This window comes from Endozoicomonas sp. G2_2 (assembly GCF_017744135.1).
GTDB lineage: Bacteria > Pseudomonadota > Gammaproteobacteria > Nevskiales > Salinisphaeraceae > Salinisphaera.
In genome coordinates, this window is sequence record NZ_JAGHQU010000004.1 from 247,647 (window position 1) to 263,148 (window position 15,502).

A 15,502-nucleotide genomic window follows, 5' to 3' on the forward strand; every position below is an offset into this window, starting at 1 on the left:
CCCGCCATGAATGCAGTCGCTTCGGATCAGGATATTACCCGCAGCGGTGACAGCTCGCCGCGCGCGCTGCGCGATCTCACCGGCGCCTACGCGTTCGTGGGTTCGCGCTGGGGCGAGGCGCTTTCCTCCGGGGGCGAGTTGCTCAAGGTGCTGGCCTCGCATCCGGTGGCGCTGGCACGGGCCCAGGCCAGTCTGTCGCTGGAGATGACGCGCATCACCCTCGGGCGCTCACGTCTGCGTCCGGACCCGGAGGACCGCCGCTTCACCGACCCCGCCTGGCGCGACAATCCGGTATTTCGCCGGCTTTTGCAGGGTTATCTGGCCTGGTCGAGCGCGCTGCTCGAGCTGGTGCATGGCCTGCGTATCGGCGCCGATCAGCGCCGGCGGCTGTTGTTCGTGGCCGAACATCTGGTGGCCGCGGGCGCACCGACCAATCTGTTCGTGACCCATCCCGGTTTTTACGATGCGGCCGCGCGCTCGCGCGGCGGTTCGATTCTGGCCGGCGTGCGTCATCTGATCGAGGATCTGCGTCACAACCGCGGATTGCCGCGGCAGGTGGACAAGAGCGCTTTTCGGGTCGGCCGTAATCTGGCCACGACCGAAGGGGCGGTGATTTTTCGCAACGAGGTGTTCGAGCTCATCCAGTACAGCCCGCGCACCGCGACCGTGGATGCGCAGCCGGTGCTGGTGTGTCCGCCACAGATCAACAAGTATTACGTGCTCGATCTGTCGCCGGAAAAGAGTTTCATACGCCACGCCCTGGAGGCCGGCCAGCAGGTTTTCGCGATTTCCTGGCGCAACCCCACCGCGACCAAGCGCGACTGGGATCTGGCGACCTATGTGCGTTCCACCGCGCGGGCGATCGACGTCGTGCGCGATATCAGCGGCGACCAGCCGGTGAAACTGCTCGGCGCCTGCGCGGGTGGTCTTACCGCGGCGGTCACCGCGGCCTGGCTGGCCGGTCGCGGCGAGCAATCGAAACTGTCGTGCCTGTCGCTTCTGGTGACCATGCTCGACTCGCCGCGCAGCCGCCGGCTGGCGCGGGTGGCCGACGACACGGCCGTGACCGCCGCGCTCGCGCGCTCCCAGTTCTCCGGCGTGCTCGACGGGGGCGACATGGCGCGCACCTTCGCTTGGCTGCGGCCCAACGAGCTGATCTGGCATTTCGTGGTCAACAATTACGTGCTGGGCAACGAACCGCCTGCCTTCGACGTGCTTTACTGGAACAGCGACACGACCCGCCTGCCGGCCGCGCTGCACGCCGATCTGCTGATGATCTATCGCAACAATCGGCTGCGCAGCGGGGGCGACTTCGCCATCGACGGGGTGGAAATCGATATCCGTCGTATCGACCGTGACGTGTTCGTGGTTGCCGGCGCGCGCGATCACATCACGCCCTGGCAGGCGTGTTACCGCTCGATGCAGATGTTTCGCGCGAACATGCGGTTCGTGCTCGGTGCGGCAGGCCATGTGCAGTCGATCCTGTGTCCGCCGGATGACGACAGCGCACGTTTTTACGTGAACGACGACTACAGCCTCGATCCGGCGGCCTGGCGCCGTGGCGCGCGCGAGCAGCGGGGATCCTGGTGGCCGGCGTGGGTCCGCTGGTGCGAAAGCCACGGCGGCGAACGTATCCCGGCGCCCGAGGTCTACGGCAACGATGACTACGGTCCCGTCGAACCGGCCCCCGGGCGCTATGTCCGCCAGATCTGAGCCGCGTCTGCTCGAGCACGTGGCGCTCGACGGCGAGCGTCTGCATACGGTGTTCACGCCCGGTCGCGGCACGCCGCTGCTGCTGTGCAACGACTTCATCGCCAATCTCGACGTGCTCGACGAGTTCGTCGCCGCGCTCGATCGGCCGGTGCTGTGTTTCGATCTGCCCGGTATCGGCACGTCGGCGGATGTCAGCCGCTTTCGGCGCATGTCCGCTCTTACCCGTCTGCTGGCGAGGCTGCTCGATCATTATCGGCTCGACACGCCGGTGGACGTCATGGGTATCGGCTGGGGCGGGCTGCTCGCCCAGCAGTTCGCGCACGGGCATCGCGATCGGGTGCGGCGCCTGGTGCTTGCGGGAACCTCGAGCGGGCAGCTTATGTTTCCGGGCCGGCTAGCGAGCCTCATGCGGCTCGCGCGTCCGGGCGCACTGGGCGCGATCGCGCCGGATGGCCAGAATGCCCGAAGCGTCTTCGGTGGTCGGCGCAACGACGAATGCGGCGCGATCGCGCAGGCCATGGCGCGCGCAACCGCGCCAACCAATCGCGGCTATGCGGCCCAGCTCTATGCGTTGGCCGGTTACAGCAGCCTGCCGTGGCTACACCGGCTGAACGTGCCCACGCTGATCATGGCGGGCGACGACGACGCCATCGTGCCCATGGTCAACGCCCGCGTGCTCGCGCTTCTGCTGCCGCAGGCGAAGCTCAAGATCATTCGTGGCGGCGGCCACTGGTTCGTGCTCGAACGCACCGATGAAGTGGTCCGGATTCTCGACGAGTTTCTCGAATCCAGGTTTGCCCCCAGCGCAGCCGATCAGGACAGTACGTTCTAGAGGGCTTTTGCCACCTCGACCGCGCGCCGCGATCAAGACGGGCGACGCCTTGTGTTCCGCCAACGAACATTTCCGGAAGCTTTTGGCGGGGGCTCGTACGAGACGGCACGAGACCCTGGACGCGGTCAGTGACCGTGTGAAAGACTCGCTATATTGCAGTGCGGCAAAGGTCGTATCTGCATGAGCGTGCCGCTGCGGCATACTCGAAGTCGGGGATTGGAGGACGAAGACCACGGTGAGCGCAGTTATCGCTGAAAAACCGGCGCCACGTCGCAACCTGCCGCCGAGCCTGAGCGTGCTGCGCAAGCGCACGCGCATGCACGTCGAATTCGTCGACGTGGACGGCGTGCGGGTACGTGTCGGCGTGCGGCGGGGCCGCGGGCGGCCGATGCTGTTGTTCAACGGCATCGGGGCCAATCTCGACATGACGCTGCCGCTGGTCAACGCGCTCGACGATGTGGAAGTCATCGTTTTCGACGTACCCGGGGCCGGGGATTCGCCGGCGTTGAACATGCCACATCGTTTTGGCTGGCTGGCGAAACTGTCGGCCCGATTGCTGGATCGGCTTGGCTACGACATGCCGGTGAACGTGGCGGGCGTGTCCTGGGGGGGCGCACTCGCGCAGCAGTTCGCGCTGGATTTTCCCGAGCGCACCAATCGCCTCGTTCTGGCCGCCACTTCGACGGGCATGCTGGCGCTGCCGGCCCGCTCGAACGTGCTCAAGCGCCTGACCAACGCACGCCGATTCCAGAAAAACGAAACGCTGGCCCAGCTTGCGCCGGCGCTCTACGGGGGCCTCATGCGTCGTCGTCCGGAGCTGCTGGAGCGCAACGGGCATTTCTCGCCCGACCCGTCGACCCGTGGCTATATCAACCAGCTGCTGGCCGGGCTGGGCTGGACCAGCGTGCATCGGCTGCATCGCCTGCGATGTCCGACGCTGATCATGGGGGGCGACGACGACCCGGTCATGCCGCTGGTCAATATTCGTCTGCTGTACTGGCTGATCCCGAAATCCTATCTGCACATCGTGCGCGGGGGCGGGCATCTGTTCCTGCTGGTGCGCGCGAACGAGAGTGCGGCGGTGATCAAGCGCTTCATCAATGAGCGCCGCTACGACGGCACCGATGGCCAGGATTACTACGCGGCGCAGAATCTGCCGCCGGACGGCGTTCTCAGGCCGCTCACCGCGGCGGCCGACTCGCTGCCGCCCGCCGGGACTTGATCGCGGCCATCGATTGCCGGTGGCTGATCGCCATGTAGCTGGCTTCGGCCAGGCTGCGACGATCGAACCCGCGCGGGTCGATGGGTGCACACAACCGCAACTGGGCGCGCATGTCGTGCACGCGAAACAGGTCCCGGAAGTGCGGCCACAGGGCCGCTTCGTTCACCCAGGGCGCGAGAGCATGGTGCATCTCGGCCGGTGTGGTGTCGTCGCAGTAGCGCAGCGCCACGGGTAGCACCGGATAACCGCCGTCGATGGCCGCCGCGAACAGACGCGCGTGAAAGCGCTTCGGCTGCGGGTCGGTGGTGGTCGTGCCCTCGGGAAAGAACAGCACCGAGCGCCCGGCCGCCAGCACCGAACGGATCTTTTCCGATGTCTCCGAGGTTTTGCCGGCTCCGCGGGCCAGAAACAGCGTGCCGGCCGCGCGGGCGAAGGAGCCGACCAGCGGCCAGCCGCCGATTTCGGCCTTGGAGACGAACGACGCGTTGAACGCGTGGCCGAGCACGACGATATCGAGCCAGGAGCAGTGATTGGCCACGATAAGCGTCGGGCCGACCGGAACCTCGCCGTCGATCTCGATCTCGACGTTGAGCACACGCAGCATGCGCCCGTGCCACCAGCGCACCAGCTTCCAGGATCGGTTGCCGATCAACGGCACGACCGGCAGCAGCAGCACGCCGAGCAGCAGTAGCGCGACGAGGCGCAGGCCTTTAAGGCACAGCGAAAGACGACCGATCAGCGGCCGCGGCGGGGCGGTGAAGGAAGTGTCGGGCATATCGCGGGCACAAGTTAGCGACTTGCAGATGCATGAACAAGTCCGCGACATGAAAATCGGCGTCCCAGTACGGTGCGCCGCCGACCGTTGCGCCAAGCCGGAGATATGCCTTGAGCAGCGGCGGGCGCGTGAAGTGCGCTTTCGCCGCGCTCGCCGGCGGCAGTGGCCGGCGCGGGCGCACGCATGCGTTAGCGTCGGAGCGTTCGTCGCCGCGCAGGCCCGCGTACAGACTGTGGGCGCGGTCGCTGCCGTCGCGCGCGTCGATACTCGCGCAGCCGATCAGGTGGGCATAGCCGCCTTCACGCACAAAGGCGCCCACGCCTGACCAGAGCGCGGCGATCACCGCGCCCTGGCGCGCGGCCGGGGCCACACAGGTGCGCCCGAGTTCGAGGAAACGGCCGGGGCGATCGAGCACGGCGCCCATTTCGAACTCGGACTCGGAGTAGAAGCCGCCCAGGCGTGCGGCCGTGGCGCTGTCGAGAAGCCGTGTACTGGCGAGCAGCTCGCCGCTGGCGCCGTCATGCACCAGCAGATGCTGGCAATGCCGATCGAACGCGTCGCTTTCCAGACCGCCGGATTGCAGGGGGATGTCGGCGCCCATTTCCTCGACGAACACGCGATAGCGCAGTCGCAGGCTGGCCTCGATATCGGCCGTCGAACGGGCAAGACGAACCTGTGGTGTGCGCGCCGTCTGGGGGAGGCGCAATGCGCGTACAGCAACTGCCATGGCATGACCTTTCGCCGGTAGATGTCATGCGCAGGCTAGGCAGGCCAAATTGAGGAACGATGATGTTTCGGTGACCGCCCGATGACAGCGCGGTCGTCGGCGTCTTTACCTATTCCTGCGGCAGCGGCGGAATGTTCTCGTAGACCGGGCGAAAGCGGTTGACGATGGTGCAGAACAGCCGCGCGGTCTGTTCGGTGTCGTAGCGCGCCGAGTGAGCGGCGTCGTTGTCCCAGCTCATGCCGGCGGCTGTGGCGGCGCGCCGGAGTACGGTCTGTCCGAGTGCCACGCCGGCCAGGGTGGCCGTATCGAAACAGGAAAAGGGGTGGAAGGGGCTGCGCTTGATGCCGGTACGGGCAATCGCGGCGTTCAAGAAACCGAGATCGAAATGCGCGTTGTGGCCCACCAGGACGGCGCGCTTGCAGCCGGTTTCCTTGAGCATGGCGCGTACCACCTTGAATACGCGGGCAAGCGCCTCGCGCTCCGGCAGCGCCGGGCGCAACGGATGGTGCGGGTCGATACCGTTGACTTCGAGCGAGGCCGGTTCGATGTTCGCGCCTTCAAAGGGTTCGACGTGGTACGACACCGATTCACGCAGCTCGAGATCGCCTTCGGCATCGAAGTCGACCGTGACGGCCGCGATTTCGAGCAATGCGTCGGTCGCGTTGTTGAAACCGCCGGTCTCCACGTCGATGACGACAGGCAGAAAGCCTCGGAAGCGCTGGGCGATGGCAGGCAGGCCGGTTTCGGCCCCGTCGTTGGGGTGTTCGAGTTCTGTCATGGCGCGATACTAGCAGCCTGCCGAACAGGCGTGGCGGAGCGGCTATGCCTGCATACGCGCTGTGTGCCGCCGCGCGATGCGCCGTCGATGACCCTGAGCAGCCCGAGACGCGGTACGGCGCACGCCCGTCCATCGTGCTGCGCGGCAGGCCCGTGCGTATAATGCCTGGCTGTTTCAGCCATTCATCTCGCAACCGTTAGAAATCGAAGCCTATGAGCGACGTCAACAAAGTGGTGCTGGCCTATTCGGGCGGCCTGGATACTTCGGTCATCCTCAAGTGGCTGCAGGACACTTATAACTGCGAGGTGGTCACGTTCACCGCCGATATCGGCCAGGGCGAGGAGCTCGACGAAGTCCGACCGAAGGCCGAGGCGCTCGGTGTGAAGGAAGTCTTCATCGACGATCTGCGCGAGGAGTTCGTGCGCGATTTCGTCTACCCGATGTTTCGCGCGAACGCGATCTACGAGGGCGAGTATCTGCTCGGTACCTCGATCGCGCGTCCGCTGATCTCCAAGCGCCTGGTCGAGATCGCCCAGGAAACCGGCGCCGACGCGATCGCCCACGGCGCTACCGGCAAGGGTAACGACCAGGTGCGCTTCGAGCTGTCCGCCTATGCGCTGATGCCGGGCATCCAGGTGATCGCCCCGTGGCGCGAATGGGATCTTAACTCGCGCGAGAAGCTGCTCGCCTATGCCGAGGAAAACGGCATCGATATCCGCAAGAAGGCCGACGGCGGCTCGCCGTATTCCACCGACGCCAACGCGCTGCATATCTCTTATGAAGGCGGCGTGCTGGAAGACCCGTGGACACCGGCCGAAGAGGCGATGTGGGAATGGAGCGTGGCCCCGGAAGCCGCGCCGGACACCCCGCAGGAAATCGACCTCACCTTCGAGAAAGGCGATATCGTCGCGATCGACGGCAACCCGATGACGCCGTATCAGGTGCTGGCCAAACTCAACGAACTGGCTGGCGCGCACGGCATCGGCCGGATCGATATCGTCGAAAACCGCTATGTGGGCATGAAGTCGCGTGGCTGCTACGAAACGCCCGGCGGCACGGTGATGCTGCGCGCGCATCGGGCCATCGAATCCATCACGCTCGATCGCGAGGCCGCGCATCTGAAAGACGAGCTGATGCCGCGCTACGCCAAGCTCATCTACAACGGCTACTGGTTCTCGCCCGAGCGCGAGATGCTCCAGGCCGCGATCGACCGCTCGCAGACGCATGTCAACGGCACCGTGCGCGTAAAGCTCTACAAGGGCAGCGTGAGCGTGGTCGGCCGGGCCTCGGAGAAGGACAGCCTGTTCGACGAGGCGATCGCCACCTTCGAGGACGATCGCGGCGCCTACGACCAGAAGGACGCGGCCGGCTTCATTCGCCTGAACGCGCTGCGGCTACGTCTTGGGCATCGCCAGCGCTAGGGCCTGCTAGCGCCGGGCCTGCCTGCGCGGCAGGCGAAGCAAACAAAGCGCGTGTCGCCGTCGCGGCACGCGCTTTTTTGTGCGAAGAAACACTGTCGCAATGCGTTGAGCAGGCATAGAATATCGCGCCCTAAACACGCTTGCGCGCGGCTTTCGCCTCTGCCAGCGTCACACGCTGGAGGTGCAGCCCATGGGTCAGGTCGTCATATCGCTGGCTGCGATGTTCGCAAGCCTCACGCTGTTCATTGCGGGCACCGCGCTGCTGACGACCGTCGTCGCCGTGGAACTGGCCTCGGACGGCCTGACCACGACCCAGGTCGGCCTCATTCTGGGCTGTCACAGCGTCGGTTTCGTGTTCGGCTCGCTGTTCGCGACGCGCGTGGTGCGGCGGGTCGGCCAGATTCGCTCGTTCGCTGCCTTTGCCGCGGTGGCCTGCGCGGCCTCGCTGATACACCCCATGCTTTTCGACGGCGGTCTCTGGGCGGTGCTGCGCGTGCTCGTGGGCTTCTGCGCGGCTGGATTGATCATGGTTCTCGAGAGCTGGATATCGGGCCGGGCCACGCCCGCGATTCGTGGCGCGTTGCTGGGGGTCTACCAGGTGGTTTTCTTCTTCGCCGCGGCGCTCGGTCAGTATCTGGTCGCGCTGGGTGATACCGACGACTATCCGATATACAGCGTGGTGGCGATGCTGATCGTCCTGTCGCTGGTGCCGCTCGCGCTGACGCGCTCTGAGGCGCCGGCGCCCGGTGCCGCACAGCGGCTGCGGTTTCGCCAGATCTATGCACTCTCGCCCAGTGGTCTGTTTGGCGGGATCGCCGGCGGGGCGCTCGTGGCGGGGTTCAGCAGCCTCGCGCCCGTCTACGCCAGCGAAATCGGCATGAGTCTCGGCGAAGTCTCGCGCTACATGGCCTTCGCGGTGCTGGCCACCATGGCGGTGCAGTGGCCGGTGGGACGGTTATCCGATCACTTCGACCGTCGTCTGACGATCGCTGTGATCAGCACGGTGGCCACACTCGCCGCAGTGGCCGCGGCCTGGGGTGGTGCGCTGGATGTGCGCGTACTGTATGTCGCGACGGCACCGTTGTTCGGGCTGGCGGCCTGCCTGTATCCGATCAGCCTGGCGATGATCAACGATTACATGGAAACCGGCGACCCCATCGCCGCGAGCGCGGGCCTGTTGCTGGCCTACGGCCTGGGAACCTGTATCGGCCCGGTGGCCGGCGCCTATGCCATGGAACTGCTCGGCCCGGCGGGGCTGTTCGTGTTCCTTGCGGCCGTGTTCGGTTGCTATTCGCTCTACGTGTTCTGGCGGGGCTTCACCACGCCGGCCGTACCCGTGGGAGAACAGGGCCGCTACGTCACGATCGTGGCGGCGAACACCAGCCCCGCCATCCTGGAACTCGATCCGCGCCACGACGTGTATATCGAGACCCCGCATTTTCTCGACGAGTCGGTCGCTGCCGGTACCCGAACGGCCGATGCCGGGGGTGGTGACGCCGCCCGCTGAGCGGGCGCCGGCAACGTCGTCTTCGGACGACGCGAGCGCCGGCCGGCCGGGCATTTCGGGATCGTGAAAGCGCCTTTTTCTCCCTCGGGCTTTAGCGTAGGCTTGCGGGTTCCAAGAAATGGACATGGATGATTTCAATGAAACGATATGTTGCTCTTTTGGCGTGCCTGTTCGCGCTCACGGCATGCGGTAACCAGTCTGATTCCGGCGATGCCTCGAGCGATGCGTCGGCCTCGAACGGCAGCGACAGCAGCGCCCAGGCCGACGGCCAGGCCGGCAGCGGTGACAAGAGCGGCGATTTCGACAGCCCGGAAGCGCGTCGCAGCTATGCGCTGGGCATGGATATCGGCAATTCGCTGAAGGAGCTGCCGGTCGACATCGACGTCGATTCGCTGGCCGAGGGCGTGCGTGACACCGTCAACGGCGACGAAACCCGGCTTAGCCAGAAGGAACTCGACGGCGTGATGCAGGGCTTCGTGCAGGACATGGAAGCGGCCCAGCAGAAGAAGGTCGACGAGCAGGCGCAGACCAATCTCGACAAGGGCAAGCAGTTTCTTGAAGAGAACAAGGGCAAGGACGGCGTCGAAACCACCGATAGCGGCCTGCAGTACAAGGTCGTCGAGGAAGGGGACGGGCCGAGCCCGGACGCCGGTGACAGCGTGACTGTGCATTACACCGGCAAGCTTATCGACGGTACCGTCTTCGACAGCTCGCGCAAACGTGGCGAGCCGGTCACCTTCCCGGTCGACGCCGTGATCCCCGGCTGGACGGAAGCGCTGCAGCTGATGAAGCAGGGCGCCAAGTACGAGCTCTATATTCCGGCCGATCTCGCCTACGGCGAGCGTGGTGCCGGTGCCCAGATCGGCCCGAACGAAACGCTGATCTTCGACGTCGAGCTCATCAGCGTCGACAAGAGCGATGGCGCCAGCGGCGACGACGCCACGTCGCAGGGCGAGCAGGGCGGTAACGCCAGCGAGTAGCGCTGCTGGATGATCGGCCCCGGTCGATCATCGCGATGAAAAAGGCCGCCGGCGCGAACGCCGGCGGCCTTTTTCGTGCGGGCTGCATGATGCGCGGCCCTCAGTAGACCGTGCCGCCTTCCGACTCTTGGCTGCATTCGGCAAGCCCGGCATCTCCGGCACAGCGGATTTTCTTGAGCAGGCGCTGCATGCGGTGGCTGTACCACTCTTCGCGCCAGAGCTGTTCGCGTACGCGGCGAAACATCGCGCGGTACTGGGTGGTCTGCTGTTCGCTGACGGCCACCCAAAGGTCGTCGTCCAACGCGTTTTCGGCCTTTCGGGCACGTGCCAGCGTGGTGTCGAACAGCGTATCGAACACCCAGGCACGCGAACGTGCGCCGAAGTCGGCATCGAAGCGATCGCGATGGATAACGATCTGGCCCGAGAGCATGGCGAGCACGAAGTTAGCCATGCCGCCATCGGGCGTCACGCCCTGGCCGAGTTCGAGCGGCGCATAAGCGATAGCCGGCGCATAGGTCAGATCGGCGCTGCCGTTGTTGAACAGCGGCCCCAGCGAGGCAATGCTCGCGGGCACGGGCGAGGCCCCGGCTTCTTCGGTGATCAGACGCGATGCGCGGTCGTACTCGAGAATCGCGATACGTTTGCCGGCCAGCTTGTCGAGGCTGGCGAGGTGCGCGCGGTCGCGCGCGAACAGAAACACTTTGCCCAGCGGTACGACGCCGGCGACTTCATAGCCGTTCGCGCGCATCAGCGGCGCCGCCTTCGGACCCGACATTGCACCGATCGCCTTGCGCATATCCGCGTAGTGTTGCAGGCCGCCCGCCATGTCGAGGCTGCCGGCGAACTTCACGAACTGACGGGTGCGCACGCCCGACAGAACGGCCATGTCGCACTTGCCGGCCTTCAGGTCGTTGGCCGCGACGGCTTCGTCCGTGTAGGCGCGGATGTCGAGATCATAGCCCCATTCGCGTGCCTGAACGGCGTAATCGCGGAACAGGTCGTAGACGAAACCATCGGCGCCGACCGGGTCGAAAACGCAGGCCTGGCGAGTGTCGTCGGAAGCGGCCGGCGCGGTGGTCGCGGCTAGGGCGATCAGCAGCGCGAGGCCGGAACGGATCAGGTGTGTCATGACGGCGAGTACCATTCCCTAATGTGAACAGTTGTACACATTAGGGCCGCCTCGTCATCAAGTCAACACTTGTTCACATCGCGCCTGAAACGCCGGCTCCGATGCTTCGCGATACCGCTTCGATCGTCGCCGAAAGTGCTTAGGCGCGGCCTCGGCCGACGGCCGGGGCGAGCGTTACATGACGGCTTCGATACCCAGCTGGTCGAAGCCCTTGGCCGCATAGTTGTCGCGGAACATGTCGCGCAGCATTTCCGCCTGTTTGTCGTAGGCGGCCTTGTCGTCCCAGGTGTTGCGCGGGTTCAGGATCTCGCTCGGCACACCAGGGCAGCTGGTGGGCATGGCGAGATTGAAGATCGGATGGTTTTCGTACTCGACCTTGCCCGGGTCCAGATCACCAGCCAGCGCGGCGTTGAGCAACGCGCGCGTGTGCTTGATCGAGATACGCTTGCCGACACCGTGCGGCCCGCCCGACCAGCCGGTGTTGAGCAGGATGCAGCGCGCCTGGTGCGTCTTCATCTTCTCGGCCAGGATTTCGGCGTAGACCGAAGGCTTCTGCGCCATGAACGGTGCGCCGAAGCAGGCCGAAAAAGCGGCCTTGGGCTCGGTCACGCCGACTTCGGTGCCGGCGAGCTTCGCCGTAAAGCCGGACACGAAGTGATACATCACGTCCTTGGTGTCCAGCAGCGAGACCGGCGGCAGCACGCCGAAGGCATCGGCGGTGAGCAGTACGATGGTTTCCGGATGCGGTCCGCAGGCGCCGTCGGCCACGTTGGGGTTCGCCGACAACGGATAGGACAGGCGCGTGTTTTCGGTAATCGATCCGTCGGTCAGATCGAGATCCTGCGGATCGGTTTCGGCCATGGCCTTGCCGGGCAGCGGCGGCACGTTCTCGATCACGCAGCCGGGGGTGGACAGGGCCGCTGCGATCACCGGCTCGGCCTCCTTGTCCAGATCGATGAGCTTGGCATAGCAGCCGCCCTCGAAATTGGAGACGCCGTCGGTGGTCCAGGCGTGTTCGTCGTCGCCGATCAGTTCGCGGGCGGGATCGGCCGACAGGGTCGTCTTGCCGGTACCGGACAGGCCGAACAGGATGGCGCCATCACCGCGCGCGCCGACGTTTGCCGAGCAGTGCATGGGCATCTCGCCCATTTCCGGCAGCATGTAGTTCATTACCGTGAACATGGTCTTCTTGACCACGCCGCAATAATCCGCGCGGCCGAGAACCAGGCCGATGCGGTTGCGCATGTCGACGATGACCGCGCGGCCGGATTTGGTGCCGTCGCGTTCCGGGTCGCAGTGGAAACTGGGGACGTTGAGCAGCGTCCAGCGTTTGTCGTCCGGGTTCGCGACGTCCACGCCGTCGGCGAACATGTTGGTCGCGAACAGGGCGTGGGTGGCGAATTCGCCCACGAAGCGATACGGCACGGCATAGGACGGATCCCAGCCGCAGTAGACGTCCTGTACGTAGAGATGGCGACCGCGTTCGTTCAGGTGCTGTGCGACGCGCTCGAGCAGCGGGCCGAAATGGGCCGGATCGAATTGCTGGAAGTCGGACTTCCACCAGACCTTGTCCTGTACTTCGGGCCAGGCCACGGCGAAGGTGTCCTGGACGGGACGGCCGGTGCAGCTCGGGTCCGAGTAGTAGACCAGCGGCCCTTCAAGACCGAGCGCGGTTTCATAGGCCTTGGGTTCGTCGTCCGGCCCGTCGGCCCGGATACGGCCGCGGTCATTGGCGAGCGCTTCGCGGAAGAGATCGTCCTTGCTGAGATTATGGCGATACTCGAGGCCGTCCAGGCCCAGTGTCGTATTCAACTCGGCATTCAAACTCATGTGCACTCGTCCTGGACTGGCGGGCCTGCCGGGCCGGCAAAAACGCGCAGATTACCGATAAGGCCATACCGTGGCAACATACGGGCGCGCGCGAGACCGGCAGGCGCCGTGCTAGCCGCCGTTGCTGTCTGACGAGCGCGGCGTCAATCCGCTGTTCTGCTGCGGATCGACATCATCCTCTTCGAACGTGTTGGGAACACGAACTATCAAAGCGCCATCGCGCTTCGAGCGGATCGTGCCGGCCGCGCTCTGGGCGCGGTAGTGGTAGAGATGGAAGTCCAGCGGCTCGTCGCTATCGCTCATCAGCTGCAGATTGGCGTTGACCAGGAGCGTGGAATAGAAGCGCGCATCGCCGGACTGCAGCCAGATATAGCTGTCGGCCGGTTCCGGCGGGTCCACATAGCCGGCGTCGCTGGTATCGCTGCCAAAGGTCAGGGTCAGCCCCTCGTCGCCGAGTTGCGCGTCGGTGATCCGGTCGATCTTGAGCCGGGGCGGCGGGAACAGTGTTTCCGGATTCATCAACAGCTGGTTGCCCTCCAGCTTCACGCCCGTCCGGTCGAAGGGGGTCAAAGCCGCCAGCGACAGCTGTGCCGTGTCGATCAGGCCTTTAACCGGCATGCCGAACTGGCTGACGGAGTCGGGCGTATAGACGAGCCAGTTGTCCTCGGCGACCTTGATCGGACCACTGAGCGTGGTGGGCAATCCGCCGACCGGCGGGATGAAACGGAACAGCCGCGCGCCGACAGTGACTTCCAGTGTGTCCTTGCGGGTGTGGTTCTCGACCGACGACAGGGCGCGCGGTTCGTAGGTGAGTACGTAGTTGTTGAACAGCGCGTCCAGATCCTGGGGCCGGATGAGCACCTCGCCCGACAGGATATGGATGACGTACTGCTCCGGATCGTCGAAATCGACCGGTTCCCCGGGCTCGACCGGCTCCAGTGCCGCCTTAAGATGCTTGACGTGGTAGCCGACCTCGTCGTCGAGATAGAAATCGACGTTGCGGGCCTCGAGCGCGACCGAGCTCACGCCGGAATTGCTGGGCCGGGCGGCGCCGATATCGCCGGCCAGACCGGATGGGACCCGGCGCTGACCCCAGACCTTCTCGAGCGCCTGGTACTGCTGTCGCTGCTCGCGCACGATCGAGGGCACGATGCGATCGTCCGGGTCGAGCTGATTGTCCGGCCCGCCGGTACTCGGCGGGCCGCCGTCGGTTTCCGCGGCCTCTTCGTTATCCGAGGCTTCGTCGTCGTCTTGTTCGTCGGCCTGCGTTTCATCTTCGGCCTCGGTCGACCCGGCGGGCTCGGCGGTTTCGCTGGCCGCTGAAGAAGGCCCTTCGGTTTGACGCATCTGGCCCTGGGCGAGCGCCGGGTTGGCGGTTGCCGCGACCAGACCGAAAAGCAGTACGGCCAGTGCGCAAGCCGGTCCGCCTTTGTTCGCCCTGTTGCGATCGACGGCCGCGCCCGACAGGCGCATGAAATCAGGACGCATCGTCGTCATCCTCCGGCTGGGCAGGCGGCAGGTAGTCCGCCGGCTGGTAGGGGCCCAGATAGGCCACCAGTTCGCCGGCCGGGGTGGCATCGAACAGGCCGGCCAGAATCTGTTCGCGATAGCTGTAGAGCGAGGCGTCGAGCTTGCCGCCGTCCTGGGCCACCATCTGCAGGCGCGCTTCGGTGATTACCGCGCGAAACGTCTTGATATCGCCGCCCTGGATCATGACGTAGCTGTCGGAATCCACGATCGTGGGCGGGAACTCGGGATTGAAATCGCTGGAGAACGTCAGATGCACGCCGGCCTCGTCGATCGACATGTTCGCGACGTTCACGTCCTGCGCGGGCGGCGGCAGCGAATGATTGAGATCGAGCACGACGTTGTTGCCCGAGAATTCGGCGCCCTGTGTCTCGATATCGAGCAGGCTCGACAGTTGCAGCCGGATGCTTTCGAGCAGCCCCTTGGCTTCGATCTTGGCGACCTCGATCTTGCTCGGCTCGTACACGAACAGATGGCCCTGTTCGACGCGTACGCTGCCCTCCATGTGAAAGGGCAGCCACAGGCCGGGCACCTTGGCGGTCTCGCCTTCGACGATCAGCTTGCCCGGCGTCGTCCGTACCGTGGTATTGCGCAGCTGGGTCCCGTCGTAATCGGTCAGATACTGATTGAACAGCGCCGCCAAGGCCTTCGGCGGCATGGTCACCGAACCATTGAGCGGATGGAACACGAAAGAGCCGGGATCGTCGAGGATGACCGGCTGCGAAGCGTCCTTGGGTACGAGCAGGGCCGACAGGTGCTCGGTATCGAAGGCGATATCGCCGGCGATACGGAAATAGGTGTTGTGAATAAACAGGCCGACGGCGGCGCGGCCCGAATCGCGCAGCGTGGGCTCGCGTTCACGGGGGTTGAACTCGCCGGCGTAGTTTTCGTGGGCCTGCGTGAGTTCGTCGAGCGCGGCGAGCTGGGCCTGTTTCTCGGCGATCATCGGCGGGGGCGAGTCGTCGACGCTTTGCGCGAGCCGCATCGCGACCAACGCCACGATGAGCAGCAGCATAATGCCGCCACCCGTAAACAGGGCCTTTTTCTTTTTTGCCATCGAC

13 protein-coding genes are annotated in these 15,502 nt (G+C 65.3%); 6 read left to right on the forward strand and 7 right to left on the reverse strand.

What is annotated here, in order from left to right; genetic code table 11:
* The first annotated feature begins 6 nt into the window (after positions 1–6).
* The 3 genes from J7355_RS06855 (at position 7) to phaZ (ending at position 3,767) form a co-directional block, all read left to right on the forward strand.
* Entirely contained in the window at positions 7–1,713 is a 1,707-nt protein-coding gene (locus J7355_RS06855; RefSeq protein WP_209061156.1) for an alpha/beta fold hydrolase, read from the forward strand.
* Positions 1,697–2,545, forward strand: a complete 849-nt coding sequence (locus J7355_RS06860) for an alpha/beta fold hydrolase (RefSeq protein ID WP_209061158.1) — start codon at positions 1,697–1,699, stop codon at positions 2,543–2,545. The genes J7355_RS06855 and J7355_RS06860 overlap by 17 nt, the downstream gene beginning before the upstream one ends.
* A gap of 235 nt (positions 2,546–2,780) precedes the next feature.
* Complete coding sequence (gene phaZ / locus J7355_RS06865) at positions 2,781–3,767, forward strand: poly(3-hydroxyalkanoate) depolymerase (protein WP_209061160.1); 987 nt, start codon at positions 2,781–2,783, stop codon at positions 3,765–3,767.
* Here phaZ and J7355_RS06870 read toward each other — a convergent pair.
* The 3 genes from J7355_RS06870 to rnt form a co-directional block, all read right to left on the reverse strand.
* A complete protein-coding gene (locus tag J7355_RS06870; protein WP_209061162.1) occupies positions 3,727–4,542 on the reverse strand; it encodes a lysophospholipid acyltransferase family protein in 816 nt (271 codons plus the stop codon). The genes phaZ and J7355_RS06870 overlap by 41 nt on opposite strands.
* Positions 4,478–5,269: a GNAT family N-acyltransferase gene (locus J7355_RS06875; protein ID WP_209061164.1), complete on the reverse strand. Its 792-nt coding sequence runs from the start codon at positions 5,267–5,269 to the stop codon at positions 4,478–4,480. Before J7355_RS06875 ends, J7355_RS06870 begins: the two co-directional genes overlap by 65 nt.
* 109 nt (positions 5,270–5,378) lie before the next feature.
* On the reverse strand, positions 5,379–6,047 hold the full coding sequence (rnt, locus tag J7355_RS06880; protein WP_247739820.1) for a ribonuclease T: 669 nt from the start codon (positions 6,045–6,047) through the stop codon (positions 5,379–5,381).
* A gap of 212 nt (positions 6,048–6,259) precedes the next feature.
* On the opposite strand from rnt, the gene J7355_RS06885 reads away from it, so the two are divergent.
* The 3 genes from J7355_RS06885 (at position 6,260) to J7355_RS06895 (ending at position 9,955) form a co-directional block, all read left to right on the forward strand.
* Positions 6,260–7,468: an argininosuccinate synthase gene (locus J7355_RS06885; protein ID WP_209061166.1), complete on the forward strand. Its 1,209-nt coding sequence runs from the start codon at positions 6,260–6,262 to the stop codon at positions 7,466–7,468.
* A 190-nt stretch (positions 7,469–7,658) separates the two neighbouring features.
* The gene (locus J7355_RS06890; protein WP_209061167.1) at positions 7,659–8,975 is read left to right on the forward strand and encodes an MFS transporter; all 1,317 of its coding nucleotides are present in this window, start codon (positions 7,659–7,661) and stop codon (positions 8,973–8,975) included.
* Between the two features lie 137 nt (positions 8,976–9,112).
* On the forward strand, positions 9,113–9,955 hold the full coding sequence (locus tag J7355_RS06895) for an FKBP-type peptidyl-prolyl cis-trans isomerase (protein ID WP_209061169.1): 843 nt from the start codon (positions 9,113–9,115) through the stop codon (positions 9,953–9,955).
* A 100-nt stretch (positions 9,956–10,055) separates the two neighbouring features.
* On the opposite strand, the gene J7355_RS06900 is transcribed toward J7355_RS06895, so the two are convergent.
* The 4 genes from J7355_RS06900 to J7355_RS06915 form a co-directional block, all read right to left on the reverse strand.
* Positions 10,056–11,084, reverse strand: coding sequence for a putative solute-binding protein (locus tag J7355_RS06900; RefSeq protein ID WP_209061171.1), 1,029 nt, complete (start codon positions 11,082–11,084; stop codon positions 10,056–10,058).
* Between the two features lie 174 nt (positions 11,085–11,258).
* Entirely contained in the window at positions 11,259–12,914 is a 1,656-nt protein-coding gene (locus tag J7355_RS06905) for a phosphoenolpyruvate carboxykinase (ATP) (RefSeq protein WP_209061173.1), read from the reverse strand.
* 111 nt (positions 12,915–13,025) lie between these two features.
* Positions 13,026–14,402, reverse strand: coding sequence for a hypothetical protein (locus J7355_RS06910; RefSeq protein ID WP_209061175.1), 1,377 nt, complete (start codon positions 14,400–14,402; stop codon positions 13,026–13,028).
* Positions 14,392–15,498 (reverse strand): hypothetical protein, encoded by a 1,107-nt coding sequence (locus tag J7355_RS06915; RefSeq protein WP_209061177.1) that lies wholly within the window; start codon positions 15,496–15,498, stop codon positions 14,392–14,394. Before J7355_RS06915 ends, J7355_RS06910 begins: the two co-directional genes overlap by 11 nt.
* Positions 15,499–15,502 lie beyond the last annotated feature (4 nt).

Excerpts from the sequence above, each read along its gene's own strand:
- J7355_RS06855 (WP_209061156.1), top strand. The coding sequence starts at position 7 with ATGAATGCAGTCGCTTCGGATCAGGATATTACCCGCAGCGGTGACAGC.
- J7355_RS06860 (WP_209061158.1), top strand. The coding sequence starts at position 1,697 with ATGTCCGCCAGATCTGAGCCGCGTCTGCTCGAGCACGTGGCGCTCGAC.
- J7355_RS06870 (WP_209061162.1), bottom strand. The coding sequence starts at position 4,542 with ATGCCCGACACTTCCTTCACCGCCCCGCCGCGGCCGCTGATCGGTCGT.
- J7355_RS06875 (WP_209061164.1), bottom strand. The coding sequence starts at position 5,269 with ATGGCAGTTGCTGTACGCGCATTGCGCCTCCCCCAGACGGCGCGCACA.
- rnt (WP_247739820.1), bottom strand. The coding sequence starts at position 6,047 with ATGACAGAACTCGAACACCCCAACGACGGGGCCGAAACCGGCCTGCCT.
- J7355_RS06885 (WP_209061166.1), top strand. The coding sequence starts at position 6,260 with ATGAGCGACGTCAACAAAGTGGTGCTGGCCTATTCGGGCGGCCTGGAT.
- J7355_RS06890 (WP_209061167.1), top strand. The coding sequence starts at position 7,659 with ATGGGTCAGGTCGTCATATCGCTGGCTGCGATGTTCGCAAGCCTCACG.
- J7355_RS06895 (WP_209061169.1), top strand. The coding sequence starts at position 9,113 with ATGAAACGATATGTTGCTCTTTTGGCGTGCCTGTTCGCGCTCACGGCA.
- J7355_RS06900 (WP_209061171.1), bottom strand. The coding sequence starts at position 11,084 with ATGACACACCTGATCCGTTCCGGCCTCGCGCTGCTGATCGCCCTAGCC.
- J7355_RS06905 (WP_209061173.1), bottom strand. The coding sequence starts at position 12,914 with ATGAGTTTGAATGCCGAGTTGAATACGACACTGGGCCTGGACGGCCTC.
- J7355_RS06910 (WP_209061175.1), bottom strand. The coding sequence starts at position 14,402 with ATGCGTCCTGATTTCATGCGCCTGTCGGGCGCGGCCGTCGATCGCAAC.
- J7355_RS06915 (WP_209061177.1), bottom strand. The coding sequence starts at position 15,498 with ATGGCAAAAAAGAAAAAGGCCCTGTTTACGGGTGGCGGCATTATGCTG.